The sequence below is a fragment of the Kitasatospora sp. NPDC097605 genome (genome assembly GCF_040302725.1).
Classification (GTDB): Bacteria; Actinomycetota; Actinomycetes; order Streptomycetales; family Streptomycetaceae; genus Kitasatospora.
Window position 1 is genome coordinate 334,812 of record NZ_JBEOSF010000004.1, and the last position, 14,464, is coordinate 349,275.

Here is a 14,464-nt window from a genome sequence, read left to right on the forward strand (position 1 = left end):
TGGGTGGACTACCGGGTCAGGTGGTGCCGGATGCGGCCGATCACCTCGGCCGCCTCGACCGGCTTGGTGATGTAGTCGCTGGCGCCCGAGGCCAGGCTCTTCTCCCGGTCGCCGATCATCGCCTTCGCCGTCACGGCGATGATCGGCAGCCCCTCGTGCTCGGGCATCGCGCGGATCGCCGCAGTGGCCGTGTACCCGTCCATCTCCGGCATCATCACGTCCATCAGGATGACGTCGATCCCGGGGTGGGCGGCCAGTGCCTCCAGCGCCGCCCGCCCGTTCTCCGCCTGGAGCACCCGGAGGCCGTGCAGCTCCAGGATGCTGGTGAGCGCGTAGAGGTTGCGGTCGTCGTCGTCCACCACCAGCGCGGTGCGCCCGGCCAGCGTCGGATCGGCCTGCGGGCTCCAGGAGGCGTCCCGCCCGGTGCCGCGCACCAGCGGCAGCACGGCACCCGGCCGGTCGGCGCTCATGTGCAGCGCGACGCGTTCGCGCAGCTCGTCCAGGCTGGACAGGAACTCCAGCGGGCGCCCGCCGTCCCGGTGGACGGCCTGCTCGTCCTGCGCGCCGACGCCCCGGTTGTGGTGCGCCAGCACCGGGACGGCGTGCAGCGCCGGGTCGCGCTCCATCTCCTCCAGGAACCGCGCCGCGGTGCCGTCGGGCAGGTCCAGTTCGAGGACGACGCAGTGGCACGGGGAGGTGGCCAGCGCGGTGGCGGCCTCCTGGGCGCCGACCGCGGTGACGATCTCCACCTGGCGCCGCGCGCCGGCGTAGCGGGCGAGGTCGGCCACGGCGTTCTCCGCCACCAGGGACAGCAGCCCGTTCGGCCGGCCCTCCACCACGAGCAGGCGGCGCGGCCCGTCGGCGGCCGTCCGGTCGTCGGGGTGCCGGTCCGCGTCCCCGGACGGCTCCGGGACGCGGCCGGGCGCGCGGCGCGGCGCGCCATCGGTGCCGGCGGCGGCCGCGTCGGGCCGGGCGGCGGGCAGGTAGAGGGTGAAGGTGCTGCCCCGGCCGAGGGTGCTCTCCACGGTGATCGCGCCGCCGAGCAGGTAGGCGATCTCCCGGCTGATGGACAGGCCGAGGCCGGTTCCGCCGTACTTGCGGCTGGTGGTGCCGTCGGCCTGCTGGAAGGCGCCGAAGACGGTCTCCAGGTGCTGGGGCGCGATGCCGATGCCGGTGTCGCTCACCCGGAAGGCGAGCACCGGGCCGTCGCGCCGGACGCCGTCGGGGAGTTCGGCCGCGGCGGCCGGCTCGATGCGCAGCTCGATCCGGCCCTGCTCGGTGAACTTGACCGCGTTGGACAGCAGGTTGCGCAGCACCTGGCGCAACCGGTAGTCGTCGGTGGCGAGTTCGGCGGGCACGCCGTCGACCGTCTGGACGGCGAAGGCGAGGTTCTTCTGGCCGGTCATCGGGCGGAAGGTGGCCTCGACGTAGTCGAGCAGCGCGCGCAGCGGCACCGCCTCGACGTTGACGTCCATCTTGCCCGCCTCGACCTTGGACAGGTCGAGGATGTCGTTGATCAGCTGGAGCAGGTCGGAGCCGGCCGAGTGGATGATGCCGGCGTACTCGACCTGCTTGGCGGTGAGGTTGCGGGTGGGGTTCTGGGCGAGCAGCTGGGCCAGGATGAGCAGGCTGTTGAGCGGGGTGCGCAGCTCGTGGCTCATGTTGGCCAGGAACTCGCTCTTGTAGGTGGAGGCCAGCGAGACCTGGTGGGCGCGGTCCTCCAGCTCCTGGCGGGCCTGCTCGATCTGCAGGTTCTTGGCCTCGATGTCGCGGTTCTGCGCGGCGAGCAGCTCGGCCTTCTCCTCCAGCTCCGCGTTGGAGGCCTGGAGCTCCTCCTGGCGGGCCTGCAACTCCTCCGAGCGGGCCTGGAGTTCGGCGGTGAGCCGCTGGGACTCGCCGAGCAGTTCATCCGTTCGGGCGTTGGCGATGATGGTGTTGACATTGACGCCGATGGTCTCCATCAGCTGTTCCAGGAAGTCCCGGTGGACCTGGGTGAACGGCTGCACGGAGGCCAGTTCTATGACGCCGAGGACCTGCTCCTCGACCATGATCGGCAGCACCACCAGGGACAGCGAGCCGGTGCGGCCGAGCCCGGAGGAGGCGGCCAGGTAGCCGGTCGGCAGCGAGTCGACGGTGATGGTCCGCCGGCTGCGCGCCGCCTGGCCGACGAACGACTCGCCCAGCCGGAAGCGGGTCGGGCGCTCGCCGTCGGGGAACGCGTAGGAGCCGACGAGTTGCAGCACCGTCCCCTCGGGGCCCTCCTCGGCGAGGTAGAAGGCGCCGCACTGCGCGGAGACCAGCGGGGCGAGCTCGTCCATCACCGACTCGGCGACCACCACCAGGTCGCGCCGGCCCTGCATCAGCGCCGAGAAGCGGGCCAGATTGGTCTTCAGCCAGTCCTGCTCCTCGTTGGCGCGGGTGGTCTCGCGCAGCGACTGGACCATGAAGTTGACGTTGTCCTTGAGGTCGGCGACCTCGCCGGAGGCGTCCACGGTGATCGAGCGGGTGAGGTCGCCGGCGGCGACGGCGCTGGTCACCTCGGCGATGGCGCGCACCTGCCGGGTCAGATTGCCGGCGAGGCGGTTGACGTTCTCGGTCAGCCGCTTCCAGGTGCCGGAGACGCCGTCCACCTGGGCCTGGCCGCCGAGCCGCCCCTCGGAGCCGACCTCGCGGGCCACCCGGGTGACCTCGTCGGCGAAGGAGCTGAGCTGGTCGACCATCGTGTTGATGGTCTCCTTCAGCTCCAGGATCTCGCCGCGCGCGTTGACGGTGATCTTCTGCGAGAGGTCGCCGCCGGCCACCGCGGTGGCCACCTGGGCGATCGCCCGCACCTGGCCGGTGAGGTTGCCGGCCATGAAGTTCACCGAGTCGGTCAGGTCTCGCCAGGTGCCGGAGACGCCCTTGACGTCGGCCTGGCCGCCGAGGATGCCCTCGGTGCCGACCTCGCGGGCGACCCGGGTGACCTCGCCGGCGAACGCCGACAGCTGGTCGACCATCGTGTTGACGGTGTTCTTCAGCTCCAGGATCTCGCCCCGGGCGTCGACGGTGATCTTCTGCGAGAGGTCGCCCTTGGCGACCGCGGTGGCCACCTGGGCGATGTCGCGCACCTGGGTGGTGAGGTTGCCGGCCATCGCGTTGACCGAGTCGGTGAGGTCCGCCCAGGAGCCCGACACGCCCGGCACCTGGGCCTGCCCGCCGAGCCGGCCCTCGGTGCCGACCTCCCGGGCGACCCGGGTCACCTCGGAGGTGAACCGGGACAGCTGGTCGACCATGCCGTTGAACACGGTGGCGATCTCGCCCAGCAGCCCGTCGGCGTCGGCCGGCAGCTCGGTGCCGAAGTCGCCGTCCCGCACCGCCGTCAACCCGGCGAGCAGCAGCCGCAGTTCGGGCTCGCCCACGTGCTCGGTGTCGGGCCCTCCGTCCCGGTCGTGCTGCGGGCCGTGGAACGTGGTGGGGCCGGCCATCGAATGCTCGCCTCCGATCCTGGGCACCGCGGGAACGAGTCGGCGGACCGGTCCGCGGGCGCGCGGTGTGTACCGCCAGGGAGGCTACCCCACCCCTTACGGCGGTTGAAAAACGGTTGGTGCCTGAGGCAACCTTCCAAGCGTCCCGCCGCTCCGGTGCCGTCCGGCAGCCTCCGCGAAACCTTCACAGACGGCGACTGCATCCTTTCGCGCATCCGGGGTAGCGGGGGCAGGACCGTGCCGACACGACGGAAGGAATCCCATGGTGGCCACCACCGGTGACATGCTCGTCTCCGCCGTTGCGTCGTCCCCGAGCGGACTTCGCGACCTGCTGCCGCCCGAACTGGCGGCCGTGGACGATCCCCGCGAGGTCGCTCCCGCGGACGCCCGCGAACTCACCAAGGTGCTGCTGCGCCGCCTGGCGACCCTGGAGGAGGGGACCCGGGAGTACTCCTACGTCCGCTCCACGCTGGTGGAGATGAACCTCTCCCTGGTACGGTTCGCGATCCGCCGCTTCGACTCGCACCGCGAGCCCAAGGAGGACCTCCTCCAGGTCGGCGCGCTCGGCCTGATCAAGGCCATCGACCGCTTCGACCCCGAGGTCGGCGTGGAGTTCACCACCTTCGCCCTGCCGACCGTGCTCGGCGAGATACGGCGGCACTTCCGCGACACCACCTGGGCCGTGCACGTCCCGCGCCGGCTCCAGGAACTGCGCATCACCCTGGCCAGGGCACAGGAGCGGCTCTCGCAGCGCCTGGACCGGGCCCCGACCGTGGCCGAGCTGGCCGAGCACGTCGGGATCAGCGAGGAGGAGGTCGTCGAGGGCCTGACCGCGGCTAACGGCCACACCGCGGGGTCCCTGGAAGGCGGCGGCGAGGAGGGCGACGGCCCCGGCGCTCTGGCCGACCACCTCGGCGAGGACGACCGCGAGCTCGACCTCGTGGAGGACCTGGTCGCGCTCAAGCCCCTGGTGGCCGCCCTGCCGGAGCGCGAGCGGCTGATCCTCTCCATGCGCTTCTGCGAGGACATGACGCAGTCCCAGATCGGCGCCCGCCTCGGCCTGTCGCAGATGCACGTCTCCCGGCTGCTGAGCCGGACGCTGCGACAACTGCGGCAGGGGATGGAAGCCGCCTGACCGCGACGCGCGGTGCCGCTCCGAGGGGTGCGACAGCCCCGACCCACCCTCCCTCACTTGGCCGACGGGCGTGATCTCCGTATTGTCGGAAGGCACGGACATGGAGGGGAACGACGATGAAGCCATCCGACAACGACCGGGGTGAGACTGTGCTGGCGGCCTCCCAACCGCGTCCGGAGCTGGTGGTGGAAACCCGCTCCGGACCCGACGGCGCGGTGGTCTGCGCCCTCGCCGGAGACCTCGACGTGGAGACGCTGGCGCCGGCCGCCGACGCCTTCGCCGCGTTGGTCGCCCAGGCGCCCGCGGCCGTGGTGATCGACCTCCGGGGAGTGGGCTTCTGCGACTCCTCCGGCCTGAACGTCCTGCTGCGCACCCGCCTGGCGGCGGAGCGGGCGGGCGTCGAGCTGCGACTGGCGGCCGTTCCGGCCACGGTCATGAGGGTCCTCGACCTGACCGGGGCGCGGACGGTGTTCGCCATCCACGAGTCGGTCGACGCGGCCCTGCGGGAATGAGCCGGGACGCCCGCCGGACCGGACACGCGCCGGCCCGGTGCTGTCCGGCCCGGCGGCAGGCATAATTCCGGAACCGCCGGGAAACCGACCATGCGGAAAACGCCGTCGATCCGAAAGGGTGCCCTCCTATGACGCTGAGCCGGGGAACCCTGGACGGAGACCCCCAGCAGGCCGGACCCGCGGCACCCCCGGGCGGCCAGCGGCGCCGGCTGACCCTCGCGGATCTCCCCAAGCCGGTGGCCCACGCCAGGACGTTCACCGCCGGGGCGCTCGCCGACTGGTACCCGGCCGCCGCCGGCCGCCGCGACGAGGTCGCCGAGGATGTCGTGCTGCTGGCGGCGGAGCTGGTCGCCAACGCGATGCTGCACGGGGGCGGCCCGCTGGAGATGGTCCTGGACGTCACCGAGGCCCGGCTGCGGGTCGAGGTCAGCGACCGCAGTCCGGTCATGCCCACTCCGCGCCAGCCGCACAATCCGGCGCTGCCCGGCGGTCACGGCCTGTTCATCGTCGAGCGGACCGCCGACCGCTGGGGCGCCGAGCCGCACGCCCAGGGCAAGGCGATCTGGGCCGAGGTCGACACCGCGCGCTTCCTGCGCGGCGACTGAGCGCCCCGGGCCCGCCGCACCGGCTCAGAGCCCCTCGACCGCCCGGGCGTCGCCGGTCAGCGCGTAGCGGCGGCAGGCCAGCAGCTCGTCACAGGTGCTGCCGATCTCCTCGCCGAGCATATGCAGCACCGCCTCGGAGTCGTGGTCGGAGAGATAGCCCGGCGCCACGCGCAGGGCCAGCAGCCCCAGCTCGCGGTAGCCGCCCCGCAGCCGCTTCTGCACACCCAGTCCCTCGGCGACCACGGTGCGCCAGGCCTCGACGTCCATCCCGTCGGGCCCGGGGACGCTGTGCAGGTCGGCGGGCGGGACGTCCGGGCTCTCGCGGAGCTCGGCGACCGCGTCGGCGACGGCGGCGGCGACCCGGGAGGGCTCCCGGGGCTCCCCGCCGGCCTCCGCGCGCAGCTGGCCCAGCCGCTCGGCGAGCAGGTCGGCCAGCTCGGCCAGCCGTCCGCGCAGGTCCACCACCGCCCGTACGTCCAGCACCGCCCAGCTGTCCCAGGCGTGCGCGAGCGAGGGCCCGGCCTCGCGGGCCACGGTCTCCTCGATCACCCCGGCGGTGGCCGCGAGGTCCAGCAGCCGGTAGGCCGTGGGCCGCGGGACGCCGAGCTCGGCCATGGCGTAGGCGTCCCAGGAGGGATGGCCCAGCGCCGTCCACACCCGGCCCCGGTGCGCGGCGCGCACCCGCCGGGTCAGTACCAGCGCGGCGGTGCGGGGCTCCACCACCGCCGCGCGCAGCTCGTCCGTCAGACGCCGCGCGTCGGCCCGGCCGACTGCGGCGTCCACCTGGGGGTTGCGGCTGTCGTCCATACGCCTTGCTTGCCCGCTGGGCGGCGGGCGAAATCGTGCCATACCGGGGCTAACCCTCTGTGACCGCCTCGTTCCGTGCGGACACCCACGACCTTTCCGCCCGCCGGGTGGCGCCCCTGCCGATTCCGTGGCATGAGCGCGGAGCGCCGGGGCAGACGGTGCCCACAGCGTTCGACAGCACGAGTCGCGGGAGGGCGAGGCCGATGTCGGAAGTGGTGGCGGCACAGCTGAGGATGCGTCTGATCACGGGCGAGGCGCAGGGGCGGGACCTGGACGTCGAGTGCCGCTACGAGAGCGCCGACCCGTTCGCCGTCCGGCTGGACTTCGGGGCCGACGAGGGCGCCGTCTGGGTGGTGGCCCGCGACCTGCTGGCGGCCGGGCTGCGCGGGCCGGTGGGCGAGGGCGACGTCCACATCGAACCGAGCGGCACCGGCGAGCACGTGTTCATCGCGCTGGGCTGCCGGGCCGGCGTGGCGCTGCTGAACGCCCCCGTGCGCCCGCTCGCGCGCTTCCTGCGGGCCACCGGCCGGGCGGTGCCCGTCGGCACCGAGTCCGACCGCATCGACTGGGACCGCTGCATCAGCGACCTGCTCTCCGCCTGAACGGCGGGCGTGCCGGAAACCCGTGCCGAAGCGCATGCCGGAATGCATGAAGCGCCGGATCGGGGTTAGACGGGCCGACGACACCGACCACCGTCCCGCGTCAGGAAAGGGGCCGCCGTGACCGACATCTCCCGCCTCCCCGGAGCCGTCGAGCAGCATTGGAACTGGCAGCTGGAGGGGGCCTGCCGCGGCGTCGACAGCAGCATCTTCTTCCACCCGGCCAACGAGCGCGGCGCCGCCGCCAAGGAACGCGAGCAGCACGCGAAGTCGGTCTGCGCCCGCTGCCCGGTGCGGGTGCCGTGCCGCCGCTACGCGCTCGCCACCCGGGAGCCCTACGGGGTGTGGGGCGGGCTGACCGAGGAGGACCGGCGTGCGCTGTTCACCGACGCCTCCGCACCGGGCCGCCCGTTCGCGTAGCGCGGCCCGCGGCCGCTGTCGGCCCGCGCGTGACCGTCGCGTTTGCCCGCCCGGCAGAGTGGTACACGCAGCGCCAGGGCCAGGCCGGAGAGCGGCAGGTCACCGGCCCTCCGAGGCCCCGCCCGTCCGCATCCACCGGGAGGCTTCCGTGATCGTCCTCGGCGTCATTCTGCTCATCATCGGCTTCGTCACCGGCCTCTCGTGGCTGTGGACCATCGGCATCGTCCTTGCCCTGATCGGCCTCGTGCTGTGGGTCGCGGGCGCCATGGGCCACGCCGTCGGCGGACGCCGCCACTACTACTGATCGCCGGCCCCACACCACGGACCCGGCGGGTCCGCACACCGGGAGTGGTGCGCGGACCCGCCGGGTCCGTGGTGTGCTCGTCCGCTACCGCGCTTCGTCGATCAGCCCGAACTCCTCCAGCAGTGCGCCGACCTCGGTCGCCTCCAGCCGGTGCAGCAGCCGCTTGCGCAGGAAATCGGGGCCCGGCAGGCTCAGTTCGGCGCCGTCGCGCAGCCGGCTGGTCGCCGCGAGCAGCTTGCGCACGTCATAGGTGGAGTTGAACACCTCGGGGACGCCGCGCTCGACGTCGAGCAGCCCGTAGGCCGCCTCCATGCCGGTGCGCACCGAGTACTCGGTGGTGAAGACGCAGTCCCGCCCGGTCTCCGCGAACTGGCCGATGAACGCGAAGTTCACCGCCCCCTCCGGCACCACCTGCGGCCGGTCGCCGGCCTTGCGCGGCAGGAAGAACGAGGTGACGTAGGGCATCATCACCGGCACGCAGCGGGCGGCCCCGGCGGCCAGCTCCGGGATCTCGGCCTCGGGGACGCCCAGGTGGTACAGCCATTCCTGGGTGATCTCCTCGCCGGTGCACTCCTGCATCGGCTTGCGGACGAAGTCGCCCGGCCGGTCGACGAAGAGCGAGTACACCCAGACCACGATCTGGTCGGCCGGCTGCTGCTTGAAGTGCGGCTGCCGGTTCACCGTCCAGCTCAGCAGCCAGGAGGAGTCACGGGCGGTGACGATGCCGCCGGTCACCACGCCGCCGCTGAACGGGTCGCGCTTGGCGACCTGCTGGATGTACCGGGGGATGCGCGGATCCAGGGTGGTGATGGTGGCCGACTCCCACTTGCTCTGCGGGATGTTGCCGCAGAACACCTCGGGGCGGCCGAACTCCGGGTCCTTGGCGGCGATCCGGCGCCACAGGTCCCAGGCCGGCGCCGGGCCCTCGTCCAGCCGGGCCGGGGTGTGCTGGTCGCCGTTGTCGGAGTTCTCGGTGAGCGAGCCGATGGTGGTGAACACCAGGTCGTCCTCGCCGAGTTCGACGCCGCCGGGCTTCCCGGCCTCGGTCCAGTGGATCCGGGTGGCCCGCTTGCGCCCGGGCGCGAGCTCGAAGTCGATGTCGGTGACCTCGGTCTCGTAGCGGAACCTCACGCCCTGGTCCATCAGCCAGCGGGTCAGCGGCAGCACCATCGACTCGTACTGGTTGTACTTGGTGAACTTCAGCGCGGAGAGGTCCGGCAGGCCGCCGACGTGGTGGACGAAGCGGTGCAGGTAGAGCTTCATCTCCAGGGCGCCGTGCCACTCCTCGAAGGCGAACATGGTCCGCCAGTACAGCCAGAAGTTGCTGTCCAGGAAGTCACGGCCGAAGACCTCGTCGATCCGCTTGCCCTCGACCTCCTCGCGGGTGGCCAGGAAGATCCGCACCAGGTCCTTCTGCGCCCGGTCACTCAGCGCGAACAGGCCGTCGGTGCGGGCGTCCCGGCCCCGCTGCTCGGTGACCCGCTGGAGCGAGACGTTCGGGTCGTCCTTGTTCAGCCAGTAGAACTCGTCGAGCACCGAGGCGCCCTCGACCTCCAGCGAGGGCACCGAGCGGAAGAGGTCCCACAGGCACTCCATGTGGTCCTCCAGCTCGCGGCCGCCGCGCACCACGAAGCCCTTCTCCGGCTCCTTGATGCCGTCCAGCGCACCGCCGGGCAGCCGCAGCCGCTCCAGGACGGTGATCCGCTCACCGGGCACCTGCGCGTCGCGTACCAGGAACGCCGCCCCCGCCAGCGACGCCAGGCCCGAACCGACGAACCAGGCGCTCGCCCGGTCGGCCCGCTCGGGCTTGCGCGGCTTGGCGAACGCCTCGTAGTTGCCGCTGCTCCAGTACACCTGCACTCCTTCGATCGTCGATCCGGCCGTCCGCGCGTCGGCACACCTCGCCCACGCTCGCCAACGGCCCCGGCGGCGGCAACGCGACCGGCCCGAACGGGGGACACCCGCCGACCCGGCCACCCGCGCCGTGATCACCACCCTGCCCCGCCCGGCCGCGCGGCGGACCGGCCCACCGGGACCAACCCGCGGCCCGGAGGTCCCGGGTGGATGTGTGCCCTTGGTCCCGTTCCGGGCCTTCACGCCGCAGGCCCGGCTCCGGGCTGTGCCGGCGCACCCGTGTCCACGAACAGCCCACCCGGGGTGTCCGGGCGGCCGGGGCGGACGATCCTCGTGGCATGGCCTCGATCGTCGTCCTCTACGAGCTGGAACCCGCCCGGGTGCTCGGTCCCGACGGGGTCGAGCCCGCCGTGGCGGCCGTGCACGCCGCCGGGTCGGACCCGGACGTGCCGGAGGACCCGCTGCCGCGCACGCTGTGCGGGCGGGACACCGGGGACATGGAGCACGCCCACTTCCGGCCGGGGCTGGGGGAGCCCTGGTACCCGCCGGCGCTCGCCGAGCAGCGCTGCCGGGAGTGCGAGCGGGCGCTGCGCGCCCTGTAACGGACGGCGGGCCGTCCGCGGGCCGGGGGGTGGCCGCCGAATCGGGCCGGGGGGCTTCCCCCAGGAAAGTCGGAGGCCGTCCCCAGCGCGCCGCCACCGCCGTCACCGTGATGATCAACTCACCGGGATCCCGGGACCTACGAGTCGAGGAGTGGTCACAGCGATGGCAGCGAGCAAGCGGATCGGGCGGCGGGGGCTGCTGGCGGCGACGGCGGCCGTGGTGGCCGGGGCCGTCCTGGCCCCGGTGGGGGCGGTCGCCGCCCCGGCGGCGGGGCCGGCGGACACCCGGGCGGTGGCGGCGGAGGGGACGGACGCCCGGCGGGCGGCCGTCGTACGCGCCCTGGACCGGGTCGCCCAGCCGCTGCGGACGACCGACCCCGGCGGCCGCACCGCCGACCTGCGCGCACTCGGCGCGATGATCGGCGACGCCCAGGTGGTCGGCCTCGGCGAGGCGACGCACGGCTCGCACGAGTTCTTCGCCATGAAGGAGCGAGTCTTCCGCTACCTCGTCGAGGAGAAGGGCTTCACCACCTTCGCCCTGGAGACGAGCTGGACCAGCGGACTGCTGGTCGACGAGTACGTCCAGGGCGGCCCCGGTGACGCGCGGCGGATCGTCAGGGAGGCGCTGGGCGGCAGCCCCTGGGAGCGCGAGGAGTTCGCCGAGCTGATCTCCTGGATGCGCGAGTACAACCGGAGCCACCCGCAGCGCCCGGTCCACTTCCTGGGCGACGACATCGGTGCCCCGAGGCTCGGCGACGCCGCCTTCGAGCGGGTCGCCTCCTACCTGCGGCAGGCCCGGCCGGACGCCCTGCCGGCGCTCGACGGGCTCTACGCCGGCCTGCGCCCGCTGGACGACACCATCGCCTACATCGGGCGGCCCGTCGCCGAGCGCCGGGAGAACGCCGTCAAGGCCCAGCAGGCGCTCGACCTGGTCACCGTGAGCGGCACCCCCGGGGACGACGCGTACGAGTGGGCCGTGCAGCACGCCCGCAACATCGCCCAGACCTTCGCCTTCGCCACCTTCGACCTCGCCGACCCGGCCTCCGTCTCCGCCTCGGAGCAGCTGCGCGACCGGGCGATGGCGGACAACGTCGGCTGGTGGCAGCGCCGCACCGGCGGCAAGGTCCTGCTCTCGGCGCACAACGGCCATGCCGGTTACCTGGCCACCGACACCTTCCTGTACCCCAAGCCGCAGGGCTCCCACCTGCGTGACACCTACGGCCGCGACTACGTCGCCATCGGCTTCACCTTCGACCGCGGCTCCTTCCTCACCGCCGACGAGGTGCTGACCGGCGGCTGGAAGGCCGTCACCGTGCCGCCGGCCACGCCGGACATGAACGAGCACACCCTCGACCGGGTCCGCTACCGCGACTACTACGTCGACCTGCGCACCGTGCCCCGGGCGGCCCGCGACTGGCTGGACGTCAGCCGCCCCACCTACGACGCCGGCTCGGTCTTCCTCAATGACCCCATGCCGCGGCTCGCGGTCGGCCGGGCCTACGACGTCCTGATCCACCTCGACGAGGTGCACGCGGCCCGCAAGCTCTGACCGGCCCGGGTCAGGAGGCGGGGTCGGGCCAGGGGACGTCGGTGGCGACGGCGGCGGCGTAGTCGACGCCCGGCACGGAGAACCCGTACAGGCGCCGGACCTCGGCGCGGAACCAGTCGAGGTCGGCGAGGCCGGCGACGGTGTCGGTGGTGGCGGCCGCCCAGCGCCCGGCGACCGCCGCCTGGACCCCGTCGGCGAACTCCCACGCGTCCAGCCGGACCCGGCCCTCGTCGTCCAGCGCGAGCGGGGCCGCGCCGGTGAGCTGGTCCCACAGGGCGGCGAGCTGGCGGACGGGCGGGACCACGCCCTCGCCGAGGACGCCGCGCAGCAGCCCGGTGTAGAGGGCGATGCCGGGGATGGCGGTGGACGACTGGGTGACGGCGGCGCCGTTGACCGAGGTCACGGCCCGCCCGCCCACGGTCCTGGCGAGCCGCTCGTTCAGGGCGCGGGCGGTGGCCTCCAGATGGGCCTTGGCCGCGCCGATGGTGCCCTGCCGGTAGATCGCCGCCGTCAGCGGCGAGCCGATGTAGGACAGCGCGGCGGTGCTGAAGCCCCCGGCGAGCAGCCCCCGGCCGGCGAGGTGGTCGATCCAGCGCTCCCAGTCCGCGCCGCCCATCACGGCCACGGTCTGCTCGACGTCGTCCCCCTCGGCCGGCCCGGTCTCCACCTCGTGGACCTCGGGCGCGCCGTCGTCGTCGAAGAGCAGGGTCTTGGTGCGGTTCGTCCGGCCGATCGGCTTGAGGACGGAGGAGTACGTGGCACCGGAGTCCGGGTCGGTGCGCCGGGGCGCGGCCACCGAGTAGACCAGGTGGTCCAGCCTGCCGCCGAACCGCCGCTCGACGAGGTCGGCGACCCGGTCCTTCACGGCGTCGGAGAACGCGTCGCCGTTGAGGAAGACCAGGTCCCGCCCGGCGTCGCGGGCGAGCTCGGCGGTGGCCGCGGTGCGGTACCAGCCCGCCGTGGCGGTGCGCCGTTCGGTGGGGGCCTTCTCGAAGGAGACCGCGATGCCCCGGACACCGGCCCGCTTGAGTCCGGCGACGGTGGCCGCGAGGCCGTATCCGGCCGAGGACCCGATGACCAGCGCCACCGGTCCGGCGCCCTGCGGCGGACCGGCCGGCGCGGGGCACTCCTGCCACATGTCGGCCACCACCCGGCGGCAGCCCGCCGGGTGGGAGTCGAGGAAGAGGAAGCCCCGGTTGCGGGGAGTGAGTACGCGCGGGTTCACGACGGTGGTCCTCGGGTCGGCGGACAGCGGAACGCGCGCGCCGCCCGGACCGCCCGGGCCGTCGCGCCCCGCCAGTCTGCGCCGAGCCCGACCGGCGAGGGGCCCGCGTCGGGGCACAAGGATCACCGGCCGGTCTTGGCGTGTTTCCACCACGGCCCGCCCGCCGGGAGCCGGCCGGTCCGGTCAGCGGGCGGGAGCGGCGTCCGACAGCTCGTCCGCGTAGTCCGGCAGGTCGAGGCCGCTGATCCGCTTGCCCAGCTCCAGCATCCCGGCGAGGATCCAGCGCCGGTTCAGCAGCCCGTTGCGCACCCGCAGCCCGGCCGCGGTGCCGGGAGCCAGGAACGGGCCGGTGCGGTCGCCGCCCTTCTGGCAGCCCCGGGCGTACCCGCGCAGGGTCCGCTCGTAGCGGATGAAGGCGGCGCGGTGGTCACCGCGGGCCCGGGCCAGCTCGCCGGCCAGGACGTACGCCGCCACCACGGCGGTGCCGGTGCCCATCCCGCCGATGGTGGCCCCGCAGGCGGCGTCGCCGACCAGGGCGATCCGGCCGGTGGACCAGGCGGGGACGTCGGCCCGGCTGATCGAGTCGAAGTACAGCTCGGGCGCCTGCTCCAGGCTCTCCAGCAGCCGGGGCACCTCCCAGCCGAGGTCCGCGAAGGCGTCCCGGACCAGCGCCTTCTGCTGCGCGGTGTCGTGGCGGTCGTAGCGGAGTTCGGCCGAGGAGAAGAGGAAGAAGGCGCCCGCCCGGCTCGGGTCGCGGTGGTCGGCGCCGACCGAGGCGAGCCGGCCGGGGACGTTGAGGCCGACCGAACCAGGCGGCAGGCCGAGGTGGTTGGGCAGCTGCCAGGTGGCCGCGTAGTAGCCGAGGTGGCGGACGTAGCGCCGCTCCGGGCCGAAGGCGAGCCGGCGGACGTTGGAGTGCAGCCCGTCCGCGCCGATCACGAGGTCGAACGCGCGGGGCGCGCCGTGCCGGAAGGCCACCCGGACTCCGGTGGGCGTCTCCTCCAGGGCGGTGATCGAGTCGCCGAAGAGGTACTCGGTGCGCGGCAGGCTGTGCCGGTGCAGTACCTGGGCGAGCTCTCCGCGCGGGACCTCGACCTCCCCGCCCGCGAAGTCGGCCGGCAGGTGGAGGAGCCGACGGCCGCGCGGGTCGACGAAGGTCATCGGGCTGCCGCCGGTGTCCAGCGCGCGGAGCTCGTCGAGCACGCCCATCCGCTCCAGCACGGTCAGCTGGGTCCCGCCGCGGAAGTCGACCGCCTGGCCGCCGCCGCGCAGCGCGGGGGCGAGCTCGACGACGGTGGTCTCGAAGCCGTACCGCCCCAGCCAGTGGGCCAGGGCGGGACCGGCGATGCTCGCGCCAGAGATCAGGACCTTGGTGCTCATGCGGACCG

The 14,464-nt window shown here is 73.7% G+C and carries 13 protein-coding genes; 8 read left to right on the forward strand and 5 right to left on the reverse strand.

Translation table 11 applies throughout. The features are described from left to right. Positions 1 to 8: 8 nt before the first annotated feature. Positions 9 to 3,464 carry a HAMP domain-containing protein gene (locus tag ABTX81_RS07030; protein ID WP_350542168.1) on the reverse strand — a complete coding sequence of 1,152 codons (3,456 nt, stop codon included), beginning with the start codon at positions 3,462 to 3,464 and terminating at the stop codon, positions 9 to 11. A 262-nt stretch (positions 3,465 to 3,726) separates the two neighbouring features. Here ABTX81_RS07030 and ABTX81_RS07035 point away from each other — a divergent pair, with 262 nt between their 5' ends. From ABTX81_RS07035 to ABTX81_RS07045, 3 genes are all read left to right on the forward strand, one after another. Then, the gene (locus ABTX81_RS07035) at positions 3,727 to 4,599 is read left to right on the forward strand and encodes a SigB/SigF/SigG family RNA polymerase sigma factor (RefSeq protein WP_502892716.1); all 873 of its coding nucleotides are present in this window, start codon (positions 3,727 to 3,729) and stop codon (positions 4,597 to 4,599) included. A 116-nt stretch (positions 4,600 to 4,715) separates the two neighbouring features. Then, positions 4,716 to 5,111 (forward strand): STAS domain-containing protein, encoded by a 396-nt coding sequence (locus ABTX81_RS07040; RefSeq protein ID WP_350542170.1) that lies wholly within the window; start codon positions 4,716 to 4,718, stop codon positions 5,109 to 5,111. A gap of 128 nt (positions 5,112 to 5,239) precedes the next feature. Further along, a complete protein-coding gene (locus ABTX81_RS07045; RefSeq protein WP_350542172.1) occupies positions 5,240 to 5,716 on the forward strand; it encodes an ATP-binding protein in 477 nt (158 codons plus the stop codon). A 24-nt stretch (positions 5,717 to 5,740) separates the two neighbouring features. Here ABTX81_RS07045 and ABTX81_RS07050 read toward each other — a convergent pair whose 3' ends face one another. Continuing rightward, on the reverse strand, positions 5,741 to 6,523 hold the full coding sequence (locus ABTX81_RS07050; protein WP_350542174.1) for a hypothetical protein: 783 nt from the start codon (positions 6,521 to 6,523) through the stop codon (positions 5,741 to 5,743). Between the two features lie 233 nt (positions 6,524 to 6,756). Here ABTX81_RS07050 and ABTX81_RS07055 point away from each other — a divergent pair, with 233 nt between their 5' ends. The 3 genes from ABTX81_RS07055 to ABTX81_RS07065 all read left to right on the forward strand — a co-directional run bounded on the left by ABTX81_RS07055 (position 6,757) and on the right by ABTX81_RS07065 (position 7,846). Beyond that, positions 6,757 to 7,125 carry an SsgA family sporulation/cell division regulator gene (locus tag ABTX81_RS07055; protein WP_350542176.1) on the forward strand — a complete coding sequence of 123 codons (369 nt, stop codon included), beginning with the start codon at positions 6,757 to 6,759 and terminating at the stop codon, positions 7,123 to 7,125. Between the two features lie 117 nt (positions 7,126 to 7,242). Next, positions 7,243 to 7,542, forward strand: coding sequence for a WhiB family transcriptional regulator (locus ABTX81_RS07060; protein ID WP_350542178.1), 300 nt, complete (start codon positions 7,243 to 7,245; stop codon positions 7,540 to 7,542). Positions 7,543 to 7,690: 148 nt separating this feature from the next. Continuing rightward, a complete protein-coding gene (locus tag ABTX81_RS07065; RefSeq protein ID WP_350542180.1) occupies positions 7,691 to 7,846 on the forward strand; it encodes a DUF6131 family protein in 156 nt (51 codons plus the stop codon). Between the two features lie 84 nt (positions 7,847 to 7,930). On the opposite strand, the gene ABTX81_RS07070 is transcribed toward ABTX81_RS07065, so the two are convergent. Continuing rightward, a complete protein-coding gene (locus ABTX81_RS07070; RefSeq protein WP_350542182.1) occupies positions 7,931 to 9,700 on the reverse strand; it encodes an oleate hydratase in 1,770 nt (589 codons plus the stop codon). 338 nt (positions 9,701 to 10,038) lie between these two features. Here ABTX81_RS07070 and ABTX81_RS07075 point away from each other — a divergent pair, with 338 nt between their 5' ends. Both ABTX81_RS07075 and ABTX81_RS07080 read left to right on the forward strand, forming a co-directional pair. Continuing rightward, positions 10,039 to 10,302, forward strand: coding sequence for a hypothetical protein (locus ABTX81_RS07075; protein ID WP_350542184.1), 264 nt, complete (start codon positions 10,039 to 10,041; stop codon positions 10,300 to 10,302). A 163-nt stretch (positions 10,303 to 10,465) separates the two neighbouring features. Further along, positions 10,466 to 11,851, forward strand: a complete 1,386-nt coding sequence (locus tag ABTX81_RS07080; RefSeq protein WP_350542186.1) for an erythromycin esterase family protein — start codon at positions 10,466 to 10,468, stop codon at positions 11,849 to 11,851. 10 nt (positions 11,852 to 11,861) lie between these two features. On the opposite strand, the gene fabV is transcribed toward ABTX81_RS07080, so the two are convergent. Together fabV and ABTX81_RS07090 are read right to left on the reverse strand one after the other, a co-directional pair. Continuing rightward, on the reverse strand, positions 11,862 to 13,076 hold the full coding sequence (gene fabV, locus ABTX81_RS07085) for an enoyl-[acyl-carrier-protein] reductase FabV (RefSeq protein ID WP_350542188.1): 1,215 nt from the start codon (positions 13,074 to 13,076) through the stop codon (positions 11,862 to 11,864). 183 nt (positions 13,077 to 13,259) lie between these two features. Then, positions 13,260 to 14,456 (reverse strand): FAD-dependent monooxygenase, encoded by a 1,197-nt coding sequence (locus ABTX81_RS07090; protein WP_350542190.1) that lies wholly within the window; start codon positions 14,454 to 14,456, stop codon positions 13,260 to 13,262. Positions 14,457 to 14,464 lie beyond the last annotated feature (8 nt).

Excerpts from the sequence above, each read along its gene's own strand:
- ABTX81_RS07045 (WP_350542172.1), top strand. The coding sequence starts at position 5,240 with ATGACGCTGAGCCGGGGAACCCTGGACGGAGACCCCCAGCAGGCCGGA.
- ABTX81_RS07035 (WP_502892716.1), top strand. The coding sequence starts at position 3,727 with ATGGTGGCCACCACCGGTGACATGCTCGTCTCCGCCGTTGCGTCGTCC.
- ABTX81_RS07080 (WP_350542186.1), top strand. The coding sequence starts at position 10,466 with ATGGCAGCGAGCAAGCGGATCGGGCGGCGGGGGCTGCTGGCGGCGACG.
- ABTX81_RS07055 (WP_350542176.1), top strand. The coding sequence starts at position 6,757 with ATGCGTCTGATCACGGGCGAGGCGCAGGGGCGGGACCTGGACGTCGAG.
- ABTX81_RS07040 (WP_350542170.1), top strand. The coding sequence starts at position 4,716 with ATGAAGCCATCCGACAACGACCGGGGTGAGACTGTGCTGGCGGCCTCC.
- ABTX81_RS07075 (WP_350542184.1), top strand. The coding sequence starts at position 10,039 with ATGGCCTCGATCGTCGTCCTCTACGAGCTGGAACCCGCCCGGGTGCTC.
- ABTX81_RS07030 (WP_350542168.1), bottom strand. The coding sequence starts at position 3,464 with ATGGCCGGCCCCACCACGTTCCACGGCCCGCAGCACGACCGGGACGGA.
- ABTX81_RS07090 (WP_350542190.1), bottom strand. The coding sequence starts at position 14,456 with ATGAGCACCAAGGTCCTGATCTCTGGCGCGAGCATCGCCGGTCCCGCC.
- ABTX81_RS07050 (WP_350542174.1), bottom strand. The coding sequence starts at position 6,523 with ATGGACGACAGCCGCAACCCCCAGGTGGACGCCGCAGTCGGCCGGGCC.